The organism is Sulfobacillus sp. TH-112 (assembly GCF_057473405.1).
The window spans coordinates 1-19,543 of record NZ_JBYCKN010000118.1; the positions used below are offsets into that span (position 1 = coordinate 1).

At 53.9% G+C, this 19,543-nt stretch carries 18 protein-coding genes; all 18 read right to left on the reverse strand.

Features of this window, described 5'->3' with window-relative positions; translation table 11 throughout:
• Positions 1-136: 136 nt before the first annotated feature.
• Positions 137-1,873 (reverse strand): aspartate--tRNA ligase, encoded by a 1,737-nt coding sequence (gene aspS / locus ACOJWD_RS07960; protein WP_486992690.1) that lies wholly within the window; start codon positions 1,871-1,873, stop codon positions 137-139.
• Positions 1,874-1,883: 10 nt separating this feature from the next.
• Positions 1,884-3,131 (reverse strand): histidine--tRNA ligase, encoded by a 1,248-nt coding sequence (gene hisS / locus ACOJWD_RS07965; RefSeq protein WP_486992691.1) that lies wholly within the window; start codon positions 3,129-3,131, stop codon positions 1,884-1,886.
• Positions 3,124-3,582, reverse strand: a complete 459-nt coding sequence (dtd, locus tag ACOJWD_RS07970) for a D-aminoacyl-tRNA deacylase (RefSeq protein ID WP_486992692.1) — start codon at positions 3,580-3,582, stop codon at positions 3,124-3,126. Before dtd ends, hisS begins: the two co-directional genes overlap by 8 nt.
• Positions 3,583-5,736, reverse strand: a complete 2,154-nt coding sequence (locus ACOJWD_RS07975) for a RelA/SpoT family protein (RefSeq protein ID WP_486992693.1) — start codon at positions 5,734-5,736, stop codon at positions 3,583-3,585. It abuts the gene before it with no gap.
• Positions 5,737-5,784: 48 nt separating this feature from the next.
• A complete protein-coding gene (locus tag ACOJWD_RS07980; protein ID WP_486992694.1) occupies positions 5,785-6,303 on the reverse strand; it encodes an adenine phosphoribosyltransferase in 519 nt (172 codons plus the stop codon).
• 26 nt (positions 6,304-6,329) lie between these two features.
• Positions 6,330-8,564, reverse strand: a complete 2,235-nt coding sequence (recJ, locus tag ACOJWD_RS07985) for a single-stranded-DNA-specific exonuclease RecJ (RefSeq protein WP_486992695.1) — start codon at positions 8,562-8,564, stop codon at positions 6,330-6,332.
• Entirely contained in the window at positions 8,561-9,442 is an 882-nt protein-coding gene (locus ACOJWD_RS07990; protein WP_486992696.1) for a cation diffusion facilitator family transporter, read from the reverse strand. Before ACOJWD_RS07990 ends, recJ begins: the two co-directional genes overlap by 4 nt.
• 32 nt (positions 9,443-9,474) lie before the next feature.
• Positions 9,475-9,945 carry a hypothetical protein gene (locus ACOJWD_RS07995; RefSeq protein WP_486992697.1) on the reverse strand — a complete coding sequence of 157 codons (471 nt, stop codon included), beginning with the start codon at positions 9,943-9,945 and terminating at the stop codon, positions 9,475-9,477.
• The gene (locus ACOJWD_RS08000) at positions 9,897-10,232 is read right to left on the reverse strand and encodes a hypothetical protein (RefSeq protein ID WP_486992698.1); all 336 of its coding nucleotides are present in this window, start codon (positions 10,230-10,232) and stop codon (positions 9,897-9,899) included. Before ACOJWD_RS08000 ends, ACOJWD_RS07995 begins: the two co-directional genes overlap by 49 nt.
• 54 nt (positions 10,233-10,286) lie before the next feature.
• Positions 10,287-11,180, reverse strand: a complete 894-nt coding sequence (gene secF, locus ACOJWD_RS08005; RefSeq protein ID WP_486992699.1) for a protein translocase subunit SecF — start codon at positions 11,178-11,180, stop codon at positions 10,287-10,289.
• Between the two features lie 10 nt (positions 11,181-11,190).
• Complete coding sequence (gene secD, locus ACOJWD_RS08010) at positions 11,191-12,402, reverse strand: protein translocase subunit SecD (RefSeq protein WP_486992700.1); 1,212 nt, start codon at positions 12,400-12,402, stop codon at positions 11,191-11,193.
• Between the two features lie 72 nt (positions 12,403-12,474).
• Entirely contained in the window at positions 12,475-12,774 is a 300-nt protein-coding gene (locus tag ACOJWD_RS08015) for a hypothetical protein (RefSeq protein WP_486992701.1), read from the reverse strand.
• 115 nt (positions 12,775-12,889) lie between these two features.
• Positions 12,890-13,594 carry a PP2C family protein-serine/threonine phosphatase gene (locus ACOJWD_RS08020; protein ID WP_486992702.1) on the reverse strand — a complete coding sequence of 235 codons (705 nt, stop codon included), beginning with the start codon at positions 13,592-13,594 and terminating at the stop codon, positions 12,890-12,892.
• Positions 13,594-15,477 carry a selenocysteine-specific translation elongation factor gene (selB, locus tag ACOJWD_RS08025; protein ID WP_486992703.1) on the reverse strand — a complete coding sequence of 628 codons (1,884 nt, stop codon included), beginning with the start codon at positions 15,475-15,477 and terminating at the stop codon, positions 13,594-13,596. The genes ACOJWD_RS08020 and selB overlap by 1 nt, the downstream gene beginning before the upstream one ends.
• 4 nt (positions 15,478-15,481) lie before the next feature.
• A complete protein-coding gene (locus ACOJWD_RS08030; RefSeq protein ID WP_486992704.1) occupies positions 15,482-16,861 on the reverse strand; it encodes a MurT ligase domain-containing protein in 1,380 nt (459 codons plus the stop codon).
• On the reverse strand, positions 16,851-17,876 hold the full coding sequence (gene rfbB / locus ACOJWD_RS08035; RefSeq protein ID WP_486992705.1) for a dTDP-glucose 4,6-dehydratase: 1,026 nt from the start codon (positions 17,874-17,876) through the stop codon (positions 16,851-16,853). Before rfbB ends, ACOJWD_RS08030 begins: the two co-directional genes overlap by 11 nt.
• A gap of 21 nt (positions 17,877-17,897) precedes the next feature.
• Positions 17,898-18,368, reverse strand: coding sequence for a dTDP-4-dehydrorhamnose 3,5-epimerase family protein (locus ACOJWD_RS08040; protein WP_486992706.1), 471 nt, complete (start codon positions 18,366-18,368; stop codon positions 17,898-17,900).
• Positions 18,369-18,449: 81 nt separating this feature from the next.
• Positions 18,450-19,493 (reverse strand): glucose-1-phosphate thymidylyltransferase, encoded by a 1,044-nt coding sequence (locus ACOJWD_RS08045; RefSeq protein ID WP_486992707.1) that lies wholly within the window; start codon positions 19,491-19,493, stop codon positions 18,450-18,452.
• Between the last annotated feature and the right edge of the window lie 50 nt (positions 19,494-19,543).

Genomic DNA, 19,543 nt, shown 5'->3' on the forward strand with positions numbered 1-19,543 from the left:
CGGGTATGCATGTCACCATTATCGGCGCCCTTATTGCCGCCTTTATTATTGGTCTGGTCGACCTGTTCGTGCCGACCGCGGTACGATAAAAGGGGCCAAAAGGAGCCGAACACTCGCGGCTCCTTTTGGAATTTCCCTATACTCGCACACGAAGATGGACATCGCGAAGTTGAGCTTCATCCACGGGTGCCGGAGAATTCATCAACGGATCTGTCCCGCGTGCGGTTTTGGGGAAAGCGATGACATCTCGAATGCTTTCCGCTCCTGCCATCAACATCAGCAATCGGTCGAGCCCAAATGCGATGCCTCCATGCGGCGGCGCTCCATACTGAAAGGCATCAACCAAAAATCCGAATTTACTCGAAATCTCCTCTTCGGTGAGACCCAACACCGAAAAAATGCGTTGTTGCAGCTCAGGTTGGTAGATTCGCAATGAGCCAGAGGCTAATTCGACTCCGTTCAACACCACATCATAGGCTTCCGAGCGAACGGTTAACGGGTCCGCGTCCAGGTGTTCGATATCCTCTGGATGAGGCATCGTGAAAGGATGGTGCGCCGACGTAATACGTCCGTCTTCTTCCGAAAGCTCAAAGAGTGGGAATTCTGTCACCCAGAGAAAACGCCACCCCGACTCCAGTCGTTGCTCGTTCCGAGCAAACTGCAGTCGCAATTGACCTGCCACTTGATAGGTGCGAAGATCGGCGCCCGCCACCAATAATAGGACATCACCCTCTTTGGCCTGCGCTGTCTCCAATAACGAGGTCATCCCTTCGGCACCTAACCATTTCGATGCCGATGAGCGCATCTCCTCCGCCCCGAACGCGATCCAGATGAGTCCCCCTGCCCCCAACGCCTGCGCGGATTCCACCCACTGATCCAGTTCGCGACGAGAGGGTCGATAGTCCTTCAAGACCACCCCAACAACATGGGCGGCTTGCTGGAAAACCGGCCAGTCAATCCGGTGGGCTACTTCAGTCAACGTACAAAGAGGTGGGCCCGCCCTTAAGTCGGGCTTATCAGATCCATAAAGATGCATCGCATCTTGCCAGCTCATGCGCGGAAATGCGGGAAGCCGCACCCCCATCACCTCATCAAACAATTCCCGTAGCATCTCTTCCATCAATGATAAGATGCCTTCCCGGTCCATGAACGACATTTCGACATCGATCTGAGTAAATTCGGGTTGTCGGTCCGCTCTAAGGTCTTCATCGCGAAAGACTTTGGCAATTTGATAGTAGCGATCCAAGCCCGCCACCATCAGCAACTGCTTAAAGATTTGTGGGCTTTGGGGAAGCGCATAGAATGCCCCGGATTGAATTCGACTGGGCACTAAAAAGTCCCTCGCGCCTTCAGGGGTTGACCGCGCGAGAGCCGGGGTTTCGATGTCCAAAAACCCATGCCGATGAAAAAAGGATCGAATTGCGGTAATACTGCGGTCGCGCAGCATCATATTCCTCGTCAGTTCGGGCCGACGCAGATCGAGATATCGATACTTTAGCCGCAACAGTTCGTCCACAGTGCTGGCATCGTTCAGGTTAAAAGGCGGAGTCTCTGATTTTGACAGAATGCTCACCGTGTCAGGCACAATCTCCACCATTCCCGACGCCAGATCGGCGTTCACCATCCCCTGTGGTCGTAAGCGAACCGTCCCGGTTACCTGCACCACGTATTCTGAGCGTACCGGGTCTAACGCGGCAAACGCTCCATTTGACGGCTCGCAGACAATTTGCACCAATCCCGTGCGATCGCGTAAATCGACGAACAGTACACCACCATGATCGCGTCGCCGATGCACCCAGCCCGCCACCGTGACCAAGTTGCCCACATTTTCTTCCGTTATTTGCCCCGCATAATGGGTCCGCCCACCACTCATACTGTTCCCCCTATAATCGTTCTCGTAGGTACTGCTCAACATCATTACGAGAAATGACTTCTTGTGTTCCCATCGTTAAGTCGCGCACATTAACCGTCCCATTTTCCCACTCTGATCCCCCAATAATCAAGGCCCACTTAGCACGCCGCCCGGCTTCTTTGAGTTGCGCCTTGAGAGAGCGGCCAAGAATATCAGCGTCGACCGACAGTCCCTGCTCACGCAGTGATTGAGCCATTATATAGGCCTCATTTTCGAAACTCGGAAGGTGCGCCACGTAAATGCGCTCGGCGTCAGACAATGCCGAAGGCTTGGCCGGAAGGGCCATTAACAGGCGTTCCAGTCCCATCCCGAAACCCACGGCGGGAACACTAGGCCCGCCAAGATTAGCCGTCAATCCGTCATATCGCCCCCCTCCAAAGAGGGCAATCTGGTCGCCCAAGCTGGGATGACCCACTTCAAAGACCGTTCGGGTGTAATAGTCGAGTCCGCGTACTAAGTTCGCATCTCTCGTAATCCGCCTGCCACTGCCTTGAACCACTTCCATCACCGTATGTATGTGCTGGGCACAGTCCCCGCACCAAAAATCTTTCAGATCAGGTGCACTCTGGCGCAGATCCACATCCACCTTGCAATCCAATAATCGTAGCGGGTTTTGTTTCAGACGCACCTGACAATCCTGGCATAATTGTGACTGCCGTTCCTCAAAAAACTCAATAAGAGCCGCCCGATATGCGGGACGGCAGTTTTCACAGCCAATGGAATTCACCCGAATTGTCGGCTCCAACAGACCCGCGATAGCCACCACTTGAGTGGCCAATAACATCACTTCAGCGTCGGCCAGAGGCGATTCACTGCCATATAACTCCGCACCAAATTGCGTGTGTTGGCGGTACCGACCCGCCTGAGGCCGTTCTCGCCGAAACATAGGGCCAATGTAAAACATTCTGACTGGTTGGGGAGCACTAAACAAGCCATGCTGCACGTAGGCTCGCGCGGCGGCAGCGGTGCCCTCGGGTCGCAGGGTCAGATCATCTCCCCCAACATCGGTAAATCGATAACTTTCATGCTGAACAATGTCGGTCGACTCCCCGACACGCAAAAACACGGCACTCTTTTCAAATATTGGCGTTTCTAGCAAGTCATACCCGAATTGCCCTGCCGTTCGTTGCGCAATGGCCTTTAGTCCCTCGAGTGCCCATGATTCCGGGGGGAAAACGTCGCGTGTTCCACGTGCGGTTTGAAAATCCTCACTACCCATGACTCATCACCTCGTCAGTATTAATTTCAATGGTGACGGGGCCCACATTCACCTGGTAAACCTCCATGTGCGCCCCAAACTCTCCGGTTTGCACCGGATATCCTTGTTCGCGGCACCGAGAGATAAAATCCTCATACAGCGCTTCGGCTAGCTCTTTCGGAGCTGCCTCCCCAAAGTCCGGCCGCCGCCCGCCTGTCACGGAACCATACAACGTGAATTGAGACACCACCAAAAGGCCTCCGTTGACCTCTTTTAACGCATGACGCATCTTTCCTGCATCGTCGGAAAAAATGCGCAGTTGGAGTACCTTTTCCGAAAGCCACAACGACTCTCGCTGCGAGTCGTTCCTCCCAACTCCCAAGTACACCACGAGCCCGTCGCCGATTTGTCCGACGATACGTTTGTTAACCTCCACTTTGGCCAAAGACACACGCTGCACCACGGCTCTCATTTAGCTTTTCTCCCGGCTGACGCGTTCGACCCGTTGAACATAGGGAAGTCCTTCTAGTCGACTAATGAGGTGGGTCAGTTGCGCCAAGTCTCGGACCTCCAGGTGCACTTCGACCACGGCGGTGCGATCTCGGAACCCTCGAGCCTTGGCAGAAATTATATTCGAGTCGGCCACAACATTGGCCACATCGGCCAATAGTCCAGGGCGATCCCAAGCATAGACTCGTAACTCCACCGGATGGCGAGAAATACTTTCTTCGCGAACGTCCCAACTCACCTCAATTAAACGTTCCGGTGTCCGTGACAACTCCTTCTCGTTGGGACATCCAAGGCGATGGACGGATACCCCCCGACCGCGCGTCAAAAATCCGATAATGGGATCGCCGGGGACAGGTTGGCAGCATCTGGCCAATCGCGTCAACATGCGTCCTTCGCCGCGCACCAGAATATCGGTGCCGGGACCCGAAGGAGCCTTTGATTTTCCCTTCGCACTGGGGGAGACCGGGACCAGCGCGACCTGTTCACGCTCGATTTCATCTTTTATCCGTCCCATCAAAGAAGGCGCGGTAATATTGCCTTCACTTAAGGAGACCGCCACCTCGTCCACCGTCCCATGGCCTAAGCGGCGAATCACATCCTGCAATCGGTCTGCCGACAATCCCAAGCCTTGGCGTTTCAGCTCTTTTTCTAAAATCTCGTGACCTCTCGCGAGATGCTCTTGGCGCCGTTCCTTACGCAGCCATTGACGCACGCGGGTCTTGGCCTGTGAGGTATGAACAATGCTTAACCAGTCAATATTTGGTCCTGGAGACTTGCGATTGACCAATACCTCAACAATATCCCCGCTTTCCAATGTCGATGCCAGTGGCACGATCCGACCATTCACCTTTGCCCCCACGCAGTGATTCCCGACATCGGTGTGAATGCGATAGGCAAAATCAATCGGTGTGGCTCCGGCCGGCAAATCAACCACATCCCCCTTAGGGGTAAACACAAACACCTCATCACTAAAAAGATCCACTTTCAGAGTTTCCATAAATTCTGACGCATCGCGCATATCGCGTTGCCACTCCAACAGTTGACGAAGCCATGAGAGTTTCTGCTCAAACTCTCGGTCAGCTTTCCCGCCCTCTTTGTACCGCCAATGGGCGGCAATTCCATATTCCGCCGTGTGATGCATTTCAAAGGTGCGAATCTGCACTTCCAGCGGCTCTCCATGAGGACCAATGACAGTGGTATGCAGACTCTGATACAAATTGGATTTAGGCATGGCAATATAGTCCTTGAATCGGCCCGGGACCGGCTTCCACAGGGAGTGCACCAAGCCAAGCACCGCATAGCAATCTTTCACCGACTCCACCAATACCCGCACAGCGACTAGGTCATAAATTTCTGCAAAATCCTTACCGTGTTTGTACATCTTTTGATAAATACTATATAAATGCTTAGCACGACCCGAAACCTCGCTCACCGTGCCGATGATTTCCAGGCGATTCTTTAATTCCGATATCACCCCTTCGACCGCGGCTTCGCGCTCACGCCGTTTCTTGGCTACCAGTTCTTTCATTTCTTGAAAGGCATCCGGTTGTAAATGTTGAAACGCTAGGTCTTCTAATTCCCACTTAATCCGAAAAATCCCCAGCCGGTGCGCCAAGGGAGCATAAATCTCCATGGTCTCTTTCGCAATCCGTTGTACGCGATCGGCCGTCAAGTGCTTTAACGTCCGCATGTTATGCAATCGGTCCGCCAATTTAATGAGAATGACCCGGATGTCTTTGGCCATGGCCAAAAACATCTTGCGCAAGTTTTCTGCCTGTTCTTCTTCACGGGTCCGTTCTTCCAGTCGATCAAGCTTGGTCACTCCATCCACCAATTGAGCGACTTCCGATCCGAAACGCTCCTCAATATCACTAATGGTATACGCGGTATCCTCTGCCACATCATGAAGCAACGCGGCAACAATTGTCGGAGAATCCAGCTTCAATTCGGACAGAATCGACGCCACTGCGAGAGGATGCGCCACGTAGGGATCCCCTGAAGCACGACTTTGACCGCGATGCGCCTCCTCCGCAAACGTCATCGCCGCCGTAATTTGATCGGCCTCAGGCGAATGGGCCCGAAATCCAAACTGTTCGACTAAATCTACGCCCGTCATTCGAATCCCTCCTCTGGCCGCTAGACACCATCCTCTTAACTGTAGTCCCTATAGGCTGACCAACGCCAACACCGGAGCCGGGTGAGGCGCAAGGCGCTCACGACCCTTCAGGGACAACAGTTCAATCAGGAAAGAAAACCCCACTACATGAGCGTGTAAACGTTCGGCAAGATTGGCACAGGCGCGCACCGTGCCCCCGGTCGCCAGCACGTCATCGATAATCACAACACGCCGACCCCTCAGCTGTTCGGTGGCTTCCACTTCCAACTGATTTTCCCCATATTCTAACGTATACTTCTCCCGAAATACAGGGTCCGGCAATTTTCCGGCCTTTCGTACCGGCACCAATGAAACGCCTAAGCGGTCCGCCAATGGTGCAGCTAAGAGAAACCCGCGCGCTTCTGGGGCCATCACCACGTCGATGTGCAGGGGTCGCACTAGGTGCTCCAATCCATCCAGTACTTCTTTGTAAGCCGGTGCCGACGCTAGCACTGGCAACACATCACGAAACAACACCCCTGGTTCTGGAAAGTCAGGGATTTCTCGCAAATAGTCCATCCAAGCCATAAACTTCGCCTTCTTCCATCACGTCGTCATTCGTCTCTCTGAGCTTGCCATAACGCCAAGCGATACAAAAAACTGGTGTCGAGCGGCCGTTTTTCGGTCGCCTCCCCGGGGCTTAACCCCAATTCATTAAATATGGCCCGCCCTACCGTCAGCCCAACCCTACCATCCTGCCATTGACGCCAATGTCGCGTCAAGGCAGCACGATTCACAGCCAGTCGTCCGGCCTTTTTGTTGGAATCACGGCTGGCCACGACATCCCATAGGTAGGCTCTGCCGTCCTCGCTGAGCAACGCTGCAGCTTCTTCCTGGCGACGCGAGCTCGAAGGTGGCGACAGCCATACGACAGCATGCGCGCTCTCAAACAAGTTGGGCCACTCTCGCCATTCGTTGACCATGATGGCGTCGATGAGGCCGCGACGAAATAACTCCTCCACGGCAGTTAATTCTCCCAGCGGTAATCGTGACAAATACGGAACGGCGCCGAGTTTGGGTGCCCACTCCCGAAGAGCCCGATCGCTGCTCGCCACCCATATCGTGCCCACGGTTGGTGCTGGTGCTGACTCCAGTGACTCTAATGGCATCGCACGCCGCGGATGTGGCCCGTCTACACGCTGAATGCGCCACTGAGGAGTAACCGTCCCCCGATACCAATTTTCTTCTAAGGTGGCCAAGAGTTGCACTGGGGCTCCCGGCATAAGGCCCGAAGCCCACCGCCCCAGGCCAAATCCCACGGCCCTAGTAGTATCTTCTTTCAGCGTCAGTGAGAGGTGCTGTTGGTTTTGTCCCATGGTTCGAGCCTGTCCCACCGTTCCTTGCACTAAGACCCGCGGCATCTCGAAGTGATGGCCAAATGGGCCATACTTCTCCACCATGGCCCAGATGGCACGAGCCTCATCGGCGCCCCCCACCTTCACATCGTACTGCAAACCGCGATACTGTTGGCGAAGCACGGATGGTGGCAAATTTTGCGATAAGAGCGCACTGAGTTCGCCGGCATCTTGCCTGTGCAAGCTAAATCCGGCGGCCCCCGGGTGGCCTCCTAGCTTAGTAAATCGCTCGCGAGACTGTCTCAAATGGGCAATCAGGTTAAACCCCTCAACACTTCGGGCGGACCCCTTCCCATGATCGCCATCATAGGTCACGACGGCCACAGGACGCGCCAACCACTCGCGAAATCGTGAGGCCACAATCCCCACGACTCCTTCATGCCAGCCATCTCCGGCGATCACCGTGAAAGGATACAGGTGACCGTCACGGTCACGCGGCAAAAGCGACCACGCCTCGGTGACCAACTGCTGCTCGATAGTCCGGCGTTCGGCATTGAGCGCCGTCAGACGCCCTGCCGCCGTCGCAATCTCCCGAGGGTGATCGGAGGTCAAGAGCGTTGTCGCTAACCCAGCATCTCCCATTCTCCCAGCGGCATTAAGGCGCGGCCCGACCATGAAGCCCACATCACCGACACCAGCCTGTTCCACCGGTCGACCTTGGTCTAAAAACAATTGCGTCAGCCCAGGAACAGCCCCTCCACGCAGCGCCTTTAGCCCCCGCCGCACCAACGAACGATTACTGTACTTCAACGGCACCACATCCGCAATTGTCCCGATTGCCGCAATGCCATACAACATTTCTGGCACTTCATCATTTAATAGCGCGCGCACCAGTTGTAAGGCCACTCCCGCCCCCGACAGACGATCCTCAGACTGACGACACTCAGGATTCACCAGCGCTTCGGCATTCGGCCACACTGCCCCTAAGGCATGATGATCCGTAATCACGATTCCCATCCCAAGTGTTCGCGCCAAATCTGCCGCCTCGGGCGAGCTCGAGCCACAATCTACCGTCACCATCAGGGCAATTCCTTCATGGTGAGCACGCCATACAGCCTCCACATTCAAACCATATCCTTCATCGAAACGGTTAGGAATATAAAAATCCAGTTGCTCGCGAAATCCTAGGGCTCTTAGCCCACGATACAAGAGTGCCGTCGCGGTGACCCCATCCGCATCATAATCCCCATAAATTCTGAGACGCTCTCCCGACTTCAAAACCTGCCGTATAATCGTCACCGCTTTGTCCATATCAGATAACTCATAGGGGGACGCGAGTTCCGCCGCTTCGCTTAACGCCAAAAATGCCTCGTTCGATCGTATTTCGCGGCGCCACAGAAACTCCGCCTCGAGCCTAGATACAGCGAGCGCCCGACTCAGTTCGGCAATATCATCCACATCACAGGGCTCACGCCACAATCGTTGTGTCTTCACATCTGACCGCCCTCTTCTGCCGGATTCACGTGCACGGTGACGCCCTGCACCGACGTCATTTCCATCACGGTGCGCTCCACACCATGGGCAAGGGTATGCGCCTCGACCAAACTGAGGTCTCGCGCCACCACAATTTCCAGATCTACAAACGTCTGACTGCCATTCATGCGGGTACGAAGCGTCGCGATATTCAACACCCCCAGAGTGCCAAGCACTCGGGCCCGAATGTCTGTTTCGATAGCGGCATCAGCGGCTTCGTCCATGAGATCATGGGCAGCGGTGCGAAAGACATCTCCTCCGGCCCAGAACAATAGCCCGGCCACCCCTAACGCGGCCACGCTGTCAGCACTGCGAGGTCCCCACCGGGCGATCAAAATGCCGAGAGCCGCCACCAGGGACGCCAGGGCATCGGTCTCATTATCTCGCATCTCGGCCAAAATCGCATGACTTCCACTGACCCGCGCCAGTTTGCTTTGCGCCCAAGCCATCAAAGCTTTCGGGATTACCGCCGCCGCCGCGACGATCAGGGCCAGTATGGAGGGCCGCACTGCGTGGCTCCATGATTCGAGTGTCATGTTCACCACTTCTAGTCCCGCCAACAGCAGAAACACCGCAACCACCTTCTGAGCAATGGCCTCCGCCTTACCGTGGCCATACTGATGGTCAGAGTCCGGCGGACGCCCTGCTACCCTAAGGCCCATCACGACAGCTATGGAGGCCAAAACATCGGCCCCACTATGCAATCCATCGGCCACTAATGCCTCTGAGTGACCAACGATGCCCACCCCTAATTTGGCAACCATCATCCCGATGTTAAATAGGAGGTTCCAACGTGCTGACCGAGCCGTCGTGTGGCGGCCGCTTTCGGTCGAGATCACCGTGGACCACACCCCTTTATTGTATCAAACCTCTACAGCCATGCCCGCGCCTGATACGCCAGAACCAAAAGAATCCCCGCTACAAGACGAATACCTCGGGGCATCATGCGCTGTTTTGTCATTGCTAAAAGTTTATGCATACGATGCTCGGCATCAACACCGAGACTCAATTGCCACAACAGGAGCCCTGGTAACGTGCCGAATAAAATCGTGTATCCGCCAATGGCCGCGCCTTGAAGCGCCGCGTCATACGCTTTCGGCAAAACCCGGTTCGCAGAGGGCATCCGTCGCAAAATCAACTCTATGACGATTGCGATGGCGAATTCCGTCATCACGACCAACCAATCACGATAAAAAGCTCTCCCGCCCACCACCTCTAATGCGACAATTGCGATAAGCCAGGGGCCATCGGTGAAAAGGCAGGCCATCCATGCTAGAGACTCCACCACCCAAATCATTGCGGCAGTTGCCCTTTGAGTCCCCGGCGCGTCAGTGTCAGACAATACGCGCCCCCCTCACCTTTAACCAGCTCCAGATGTCCCGGGACGACTTCTTCGGGTAGCGGAATCTGAACCGACTGCGATTCGGCCTCTAGGATAAGCTTCTTGGCACTGGCGTCGGCCATGATGGGCGCATGCCACGCGTCAGTGACCTCTACTTCGACCTGTAGTGCATCATTTTCCACGAAAAAACGGGCGATCACACCTCGCCCGTCCTCCCATACGCTATTCATCATCCAGGGCCCATTCCAAAATTTCACTGACTGCCGCACCACATCGCGCGATTTCATCCGATCGCCTCCTTGAGTGATATCCTCACCCAATTTTGGCGACATTACGCAATTTTATGCCGGTTTCGGTGCGGTTCTCCGCTTGGCATCATCATGTTTTCGCCATAAGACCCATACCGGACTGGCAATGAACAGCGAGGTAAACGTCCCGATGAACACCCCTAACAGCATGGTCACGGCGAAATCCCGAATAGTCGCACCCCCAAACACTAAGAGCGCAGCTAACGCCATCATCACGGTCGTCGAGGTGTTGATTGACCGCATCAATACCTGATTTAAACTGCGATTGACCACCTCATCTAATGGCTCATTCTTCTTTTGCTTATGCAAGTTTTCTCGAATGCGGTCAAATACAATAATACGGTCGTTCATCGAATACCCAAAAATGGTCAGGACCGCCATAATGAAGTACGTGGTTAGCACCACATGAATCAAGGCCACTAGCCCTACCGTCACGATGACATCCACCAATAGGGCAATAATCCCGGCCACCGCAAATCGCATTTCAAACCGAATCGCGATATAGAGAATAATGGCCGCGGTGGCAATGAGGACCGCAATAAGCGCCGTGCGCTCGGTTTGCTGACCAATAATCGACGAAACTCGGCTCGTAGAAATTTCTTTGTACGAGGCGACGGAGTTCATCTTTGTCAGCAACACTCCCCGCTCATGTTCACTGATGGTTGGAGTGGTAACCAGTACTTGACGGTTGCCGTGACCAATGTATACCACCGTGGACTGAGCCAGACCCTGGCCATCCAGCACCCCTCGCACCTGGGTGACACTAATGGCGTGGCTGAATTGCAAGTCCATCTGGGTTCCACCAGTAAAGTCAATTCCGTAGTTTAATCCGCGGACAAAGATGCCGAACAGCGCAATAATCAAAAAGATACCGGACACCACAAACCAGAGCTTCCAGCGCTTTAAGAAATCGACCCGAAATGGCATGGTGCTCCCCCTAACCTACGAAGACTGCGCGAATTCGAGCCCATCCGGCGTCCGCGATAAGTCTTATAAATTGCCGCGTCAAGATGACCGCGGTGAATAGCGAAATCACAATCCCAATCATCAACGTCAGGGCAAATCCCTTTACATCGCCACTGCCAAGGAAGAACAAAATCACGGCAGAGATAAAGGTGGTAGCATTGGAGTCCAAAATAGCCCGAATAGCATTTCGGAAACCAATCTCTATCGCGGCCCGCGCAGACTTGCCTGCGACCATTTCTTCACGTACACGCGAAAAAATGATAACATTGGCGTCCACCGCCATCCCCATCGACAGAATAATACCCGCGATACCGGGAATGGTAATGGTTGCGTGAATGACTTCAAGCGCTCCCACTAATAAGAATGCATAGACAGCTAACGCAATATCAGCAAAGAGTCCTGCGAGCCGATACCAGAAAATCATTGCCAAGCCAATCAACACAATGGCAATCACGGCGGCGTGCTCCGACTCAACAATGGACTGATGTCCTAGCGTGGCGCTAATGGTCTCCACATCCAACACCTTCAAATTCACCGGTAGGGCTCCCGACTGAAGCAGCAACGCCATTTTTTGTGCCTGCTTAAGTGTCGCAAATCCGCCCGTCAACTGAGCTTTGCCATCGGGGACGACACTTTGTACGGTGGGTGCTTCTAACAACTTACCGTCCAAGTAGATAGGCAGAGCCTGATTAAGATACTTGGTAGTGGCCTCCCGAAAAAGCGCGGTGCCTTTCGCATCAAAGGTTAATTCCACGACGTCTTGTCCTTGTGAAATACCCGCTACGGCATTGGATAAATCATTTCCCGTTAAGAGAACCTTCCCTTTAGGACTCTTAATTTGCAAAAGAGCGGTCTCTCCCAAAAAGTTCAGAGCCTGTTCCTGGTTTTTAACTCCGGGCAAGTCAACCGTAATACGATTTTTTCCTACTTGCTGTACGACTGGTTCACTGACCCCGAGTTTATTCACCCGGTAGGATAAAATTTCCATGGCTTTGGCCATGGTATTTGAGTCTACGGGCGCGCCCGGCGACGGCTCGGCTTGATATGTCGCCGTAACCCCGCCTTTAAGGTCTAATCCGTATTTCAAATGCTTGGTAATTGGATTAATAAAAGAAAAATAGCCGCCAGCAACAATAATAATTGCTACCAGCGCGACCAACGAAAAAATACTGCGTTGGCGCATCGGCTCGCCCCCTGTCAGAAAATCGACTCATTATAAACCGGTGCCGAAAAGACTGTCAAACCATCCCTCGAGTTACGACGGCTGTAACAGTTTCCGCACCTCAGCCCGCTGTGCATGGGACCACTCTGGGTGAAGCTGCCATTGGCCTATCAAGTTCATGCGCTGATCATACCATCCTGCAATACGGTCGGCCACTTCATCGGGAGTTAACAAGTCCGTGTGAATCACTAACACAGCGTCATTTCGGGCGGCCGTCAGACGGCGCCATTCCGTCAAATAGAACTGCCGGTCCCAGGAAAGATCCCGCCTACGATGCACGGTTTGCCAACTTGCTACCAATACCACCACAAACTGGCCGTTGCGTTTATACAAATCTGCAACTCGAGAGTGCTCTTGAGCAATAGCTTTAGCCGTGATCCCACGTTCTCTGAGACGCCTTCTAATGGTCGTCTTGCCTGATGCACACACGCCTACCAGCACGATAGCACTAGTAGGGGATGGTGGCCGAAAGTTGTCGTAGGGCAGAACTATCTTCCTCTCTCAGTCCTAGAGCCATGATGCTAATATCATCATTCGGTCTCCCGTGTTCCAGTTCCAAAGCATACTCCATGAGATTTGACACAAATAGCGACAGGGAATCCACCGTCAAACTGGCAAAGCGTTCTTCCCATTCTTCCCAGTTGATCATTTTCCCAAAGCGTCGCCCTGCCTGCATCAGGCCATCCGAATACGTCAACAGCAGACTAAGCGGCGTGGCAGCGAGCTCGGTCATAGCAGGTCGGGTCTTACGGTAGGTACCAATCACCTCTGCCCCACCCTCAAGTCGAAACACGCGGCCCTCTTGGCGCACAATCACAGGACTCGGAGCATTGCGGGCAATTACCAACGTCTTCGTGTGCATGTCAATGCTCAGCAATGCCAACGTCGCTGTGACTCGCCCCTCACGGGCCGTATATAACATATCTTGGACCGCCCTCGCCACCGCCCCATCACGCGATCCGTCAGCGATTAATTGCACGGCCTTCATAGCGACCATACGACTAATCCGGCGGGCGGCCGGACCCGACCCCTGACCGTCAGCCAAGATGAGGGTCAGCCCGCCAAGCGGACGCTCTACCAGCTCTATACTATCGCCACTTTGCCCAAAAGCACCCTTAGGCATCTTACTCCACGCGACTTCCACTCGTTGCATTAGCTCACCAACGTCCTTTGGTCCCCAATCCGGCGGGTGACCCGCTCTTTATCTAACAGTTCCAGAAACAGCACCGCCATTTTCCGACTAATGCCTAACACATCTTTCAAATCGCTGGTGCTGAGCGGGCCCCGATTCTGCAGCGCCTCCACCACCTGCTGCCTGCCTTTCATATAGGCTTCATGGGCCAGCCATAATCCATCCTCCAATCGATACAGCCTACGCCCTAAAACTAAGTATTCTAGCACGTCATCCACATAGGCGACAGGGTGAGCCAACGCCGCATGCAACTCACTGACGTGCGGAGGCTTCAATCCTGCGCGGAGAATCTCGTGATACACCTCTTCCACCCACGACAGTGCATCGGCTGGCGGGACGGTAGGGCGCTCGGAAATACGCACCCAGGTTCTATCAATTACCCATCCCCCATGACTGAGGCTGGCCTGAAACACCTTATTCGGCCAGTTGGAAGCCACCAGGTTCTTCAGTTCATCAAGCGGCATCCCCGGTCTCAGCGGTCTCTGCACAAGATAGGGATTCAAAACTTGTTGTACCTTTGCCTGCCACGAGAGCCACATCGTTCGATCCCACAACCAGGTTGCGCTAATCCATTCCAACGCCGGATCATTGAGGGATTGAATATCTTCGACAGTCAGTAAAGTCTCCTGCGACAACGTATCAACAGCGACCGGCATGACCGCTCTTTGCATGAATTCATGGACCAGGTCTTCATCGCGCCCCTGATGTAATTTCGCTAGGTAATCCACGTGACGAGCTTCCTTCTTGCGATGATGTATCCCTACTTCCAGCACTTGACCACCGCCAATGGTATACACCGGACTATAAGACCGTATCAAAATCCGATCTGATCGCCCCAGCGGCATGGGCGTTTCGAGACGCAATTCTGCGTACGCCTCGCCGCCGGGCGAGAGTTCTTGACGGTCAAAAAAGTATAGTCGGCCTATTGCCTCGGCGGTTCCTGAATGCACATGAACACGACTCTGGTCCTTTAACGGCGGGCTTTCGTTTAGCAATTCGAGCGCCACTTGGGCCACGTCTCGTCCTGAAAACTGACCCGGAGTGGCTAAAATCTGCCCTCGCTGGACACTCTTCTTGTCTACGCCGGAAAGGTTCACCGCCACCCGTTGGCCTGCACCCGCTTCCAGCACCGCCTCATTATGCACTTCTAATCCGCGAATGCGCGTAGAAATATTGCCCGGCACAAGTTCCAAGCTCTCGTCACTCCGTATAGTGCCCGACACTAATGTGCCGGTAACCACTGTTCCGAATCCTTTGACGGTAAACACCCGGTCGATAGGAAGGCGGACAGGACCGGCAGCTTTTCGGGTCTGCCACTGATGCGTCAAATGTTCAAGCGCACTAGTGAGTGCCTCAATCCCACGCCCGGTGAGTGCGTCAACCACAATCATCGGCGCGTTTTGCAAAAAAGTACCTTCTTCAGCCTCGCGAACCACCATCTGGACCAGTTCCAGCATCTCCGGGTCCACTAGCTCGGCTTTCGTAATCACGGTAATTCCTTGTGTCACTCCCAAGAGCCGCAAGATATCCAGGTGCTCGCGCGTCTGTGGCATAATTCCTTCATCGGCCGCCACCACCAGTAATACCCCATCCATCCCATGAACTCCGGCGACCATATTGCGCACAAATTTCTCGTGCCCTGGCACATCAATAAATGCCACCCGCTGCCCATTTGCTAATACCATATGTGCAAACCCTAAATCGATCGTGATTCCACGCGCCTTTTCCTCGGGCAGACGATCGGCATTTTGACCCGTCAACGCCTTCACGAGGGTGGTTTTCCCGTGATCGATGTGCCCGGCTGTTCCCACAATAAGCGGCGCACCCCGCTGAGTATCTACCATAACCCTACCCTTCTCGAAAGTGCTTCACCAATTTTTCTTGCGTGAAATATTCCCGCACCTCCAACATTGCCGTATAGGTTGGAAGAATGTAGAGCGGTACATCTTCTATCCCTTGCACGGCACGCTTTAGTGCCATGAGGACATTTACCTCAACCTCGATTAACTCCGGATTCACACCCGCGTATTTTAAGCGTATCGCCATATCGTAAGCCCGCACACCACTAATCCACCACCGTCTGACCGGCATTCGATGAGCCCACTTCTCAAAATCCACGTCCCACAACCACGACACATCTTGACCATCCGCGTAGCGATCATTGATCACCACCAGGACCGAGACAGCCGTTTTTTCCTCCTCCATCGTCGCCAGTACTTGGTTAAATCCGACCGGATTCTTTACCAGGGCGATGCAAATAGTTTGTGCGCCAACCGAGAATGTTTCCATACGACCGAAGGCGGGACGAAAACTCTCTAAGGCCGCTTTAATCTCCGCGACCGCGACATTTAACGACAGCGCCGTGGCAATGGCCGCTATTTGATTATAAATATTGTAAATACCGGGCATCGTCCACGGAACCGTATGGACCTCGTCACGAATACGCAGGGTGAGCGTGTGCTGCTCGCGATTCCATGACTCCACGCTCACCTGCGGGAGAGGACGAACCCACCCACATCCCGAACAAGAATAGTGCCCCAAGTGAGCAAAGTAGCGCCTTTCATAGGACAGAGCGGCCCCACAATGCGGACAAAAGCGAGCATCTAAGGTGTCGTATTCTCCGAGACTAGAATCTGAGGAGCCCTCAAGACCATAATAAATCACGTGTTGTGCGCTATCACCTAACCGTGCCACTTGGGGGTCGTCCGCATTGAGCACCAATTGTCCGTCAGGAGATAAGTGGTCAATGCCTCGCCGCACAAATTGCACTGTCGTCGAAAGCTCCCCATACCGATCGAGCTGGTCGCGAAAGAAGTTGGTGACACTGATGACTCGCGGTCCAATCTCCTGGCTCGCTCGTGGCATGGTTGCCTCATCCGTTTCAAGTAGCGCCAAGTCCGCGCGCGGATAAATTCGAAAGCCCGATTCTGCCTGAACCACACTGGCCGTCAATCCCAATATCAGATTGGCACCGCTTCGATTAGACACGGTGGCTCGGCCCGACTGCGATAAAATGTGCCGTATCATGGCCGCCGTGGTGGTCTTGCCGTTGGTGCCGGTGAGAAGAGCCACACCTTGCACAAGGTCCTGGGTTAACTCTGATAGCACCCTTGGATCGATACGCCTCGCCACAAGTCCCGGAAGAGAACTCCCTCCGCGTCCCGTCATACGACTAATCCAACCGGTCAATCGTGCAACAAGAACCGCAAAAATCAGCCTACCCCTCATTGTCCCGCCCCGTCTCATAATGGCGAGCATAATACTCTTTATAGGCCCCCGACTTAATAGATTCCCACCAATCTCGATGCTCTTGATACCAGGCGACCGTCGCGTCGAGCCCATCCTGCCACGACATATGAGCCCGAAAGCCCAATTCGTGTTCAGCTTTTGTGGGATCTATCGCATAACGCCGATCGTGCCCCAGTCTATCCGGCACCGACACAATGACGCTCTGCGGCAGTCCCAAACGCCGCAGTAATTCGCTAGCGACCTCACGGTTGCTACGTTCATTACGTCCACCCAAATTATAGACGCTCCCCGCCGTACCCCTGGTCAAAGCCAGCCACAAGCCCTCCACATGGTCTTCCACGTAAAGCCAATCGCGAACATTCAATCCGTCGCCATAAATGGGCCATGGTTTGTTTTCCAGACCATTGGTGATCCAGAGAGGCATCAACTTTTCTGGAAACTGGTAAGGGCCGTAGTTATTTGAACATCGCGTCACCACAACATCCTGGCCATAGGTTTCAAAAGCGGCCAGAACCAATAAATCGGAGGCGGCCTTACTCGCTGAATAGGGACTATTCGGCTGAAGTGGCGATTGTTCCGTAAAGACCCCCTGAGGAGGTAAGCTCCCATACACCTCGTCGGTCGACACATGCACAAATCGCCCGACATGAAAACGCCGGGCATTCTCTAGCAACACTTGGGTGCCCAGCACATTGGTCCGGACGAACCCAATGCCTGACTCGATGCTGCGATCCACATGTGACTCGGCCGCTAAATGGATAACCACATCAATCGCGGCCTCCATAAAGACCGCTTCCACCGCCGCTTGATCGGCAATGTCGATTCGACGCCACGAGTAGCGCGATTCAGGACCATTGACATCAATTAAATTGGATAAATTTCCCGCATACGTCAGAGCATCCACATTCACGACGCTAACATCCGGTTCACGCAACAAGCGTCGTACCAGGTGAGAGCCGATAAATCCCAGCCCGCCAGTCACCATTACCCGCATACTCATCCTCCTGCAATTGACCTAACGAAATGCGGTCGACCAATCGAAATCTATGGTCGCATCATTCCAGGCTAATCGTTTTTCATCGGGGTTACTAGGAACATAGGACTCCGTCGTGAAGTACACAATCATCAGTGGTTGGTTTCCCAACACTCGATATCCATGCACTACGCCAACCGGAATCACAATCAGTTGGGGATTGGCGTCTCCCGGGTAGAGTACTTGCGTGATTCCCTGGGTGGGAGAATCCTCACGCATGTCATACAACACCACCTGCGCTGACCCCACCGGAAAAAACCATAAATCATCTTGGCGCTCATGGTAGTGAAATGCCTTAATCACCCCAGGATAACTCATGGAGAGGGATGCTTGTCCAAAACGGCGCAAAAGATGGTCATCGTCCCGTAATATCTCCTGAAAAAATCCGCGATCATCGGGATGCCGCTTCAGTGTTTTCACGATGACGCCCTCAATACTTCCAAACCGACTCATGCTCACCCTCCATTAGGTCGTTCGTTAACTCGTACGTACCTCTCAGAATTCACAGAGGGACCATCGCCGACTCCAGTCCGCCTAAATTTCGGCTCGGCTCTGATCGCCCAACACCAGACGAATCGCACGCGGTCGTCCTTGTTTGCCACAAACTTTGACCCCACGTCCAATGAGACTTTGGTCAATTCGCTCGGGAACATCCTCGATGATGCTCTCAGCCAGTACCACGCTATTTTCAATTTCGGTGCGCCGGATCACCACATTAGGGCCGATAGCCGTATAGGGTCCCACATAACTATCCTCGATTCGAGCCCCTGACGCAATGGTACAAGGGCCCCGCACCACCGAGCGGATCACTTCGGCCCCGTCCGCGATCGCGACCCGTCCGCGAACGTCACTCTCTACTAACCGTCCACCACTCAACGGGGTAAGGTCTTCCAGAACTAGACGGTTCGCATCTAGGACATCTTCTGGATGCCCCGTATCCTTCCACCATCCTTCGACCCGCGTTGATTGCACCCGTAGGTTGCGGTCAATTAAAATTTGGATGGCATCAGTAATCTCGTACTCACCGCGCCATGACGGTGTAAGCAGAGAAATCGCCTCATGGATCACTGGCGAAAAGCAATAAGCGCCAACCAGCGCCCAATTAGAAGGAGGTTCGGCTGGCTTCTCCACTAAGCGGGTAACTCGCTCTCCATCCAATACCGCCACACCAAATTGCCGTGGATCTTGCACTTCCGTCAGGAGAATCGAGGCCGCGTAATCCCCTTGACGAAACCCTTCGGCGAGCGAAGTGAGGCCACCACGCAACAAGTTGTCTCCTAAAAACATCAGAAACGGAGAGTCGCCCAAGAATTGACGGGATGATTTCACCGCATGGGCTAATCCTAAGGGAGCCGATTGTTCAATATAGGTAATGTGGCAACCGAAATCAGAACCATCTTGGAGTGCTGCTTTCACTTCGTTCTGGGTTTCTCCTACAACCACACCAATCTCGGTAATCTGCGCCGCTACCAGGGCATCCATGGCATAAAACAATATCGGACGGTTGGCTACGGTTATCAATTGCTTTGCCCCTGTATAGTTGTGAGGCCGCAATCGACTCCCAGTACCTCCCGCCAACTATAATCCCTTCATTGCTTGAAATCTCCTCGCTATGGTGGTCTCTTTTC

Bases quoted from the DNA above. Each gene is read 5' to 3' on its own strand.
- ACOJWD_RS08020 (WP_486992702.1), bottom strand. From the start codon at position 13,594: ATGCAACGAGTGGAAGTCGCGTGGAGTAAGATGCCTAAGGGTGCTTTT.
- ACOJWD_RS07975 (WP_486992693.1), bottom strand. From the start codon at position 5,736: ATGACGGGCGTAGATTTAGTCGAACAGTTTGGATTTCGGGCCCATTCG.
- selB (WP_486992703.1), bottom strand. From the start codon at position 15,477: ATGGTAGATACTCAGCGGGGTGCGCCGCTTATTGTGGGAACAGCCGGG.
- ACOJWD_RS08030 (WP_486992704.1), bottom strand. From the start codon at position 16,861: ATGAGGGGTAGGCTGATTTTTGCGGTTCTTGTTGCACGATTGACCGGT.
- aspS (WP_486992690.1), bottom strand. From the start codon at position 1,873: ATGAGTGGTGGGCGGACCCATTATGCGGGGCAAATAACGGAAGAAAAT.
- secF (WP_486992699.1), bottom strand. From the start codon at position 11,180: ATGCCATTTCGGGTCGATTTCTTAAAGCGCTGGAAGCTCTGGTTTGTG.
- ACOJWD_RS08040 (WP_486992706.1), bottom strand. From the start codon at position 18,368: ATGAGTCGGTTTGGAAGTATTGAGGGCGTCATCGTGAAAACACTGAAG.
- hisS (WP_486992691.1), bottom strand. From the start codon at position 3,131: ATGGGTAGTGAGGATTTTCAAACCGCACGTGGAACACGCGACGTTTTC.
- ACOJWD_RS08000 (WP_486992698.1), bottom strand. From the start codon at position 10,232: ATGAAATCGCGCGATGTGGTGCGGCAGTCAGTGAAATTTTGGAATGGG.
- secD (WP_486992700.1), bottom strand. From the start codon at position 12,402: ATGCGCCAACGCAGTATTTTTTCGTTGGTCGCGCTGGTAGCAATTATT.
- ACOJWD_RS07980 (WP_486992694.1), bottom strand. From the start codon at position 6,303: ATGGCTTGGATGGACTATTTGCGAGAAATCCCTGACTTTCCAGAACCA.
- dtd (WP_486992692.1), bottom strand. From the start codon at position 3,582: ATGAGAGCCGTGGTGCAGCGTGTGTCTTTGGCCAAAGTGGAGGTTAAC.
- rfbB (WP_486992705.1), bottom strand. From the start codon at position 17,876: ATGCGGGTAATGGTGACTGGCGGGCTGGGATTTATCGGCTCTCACCTG.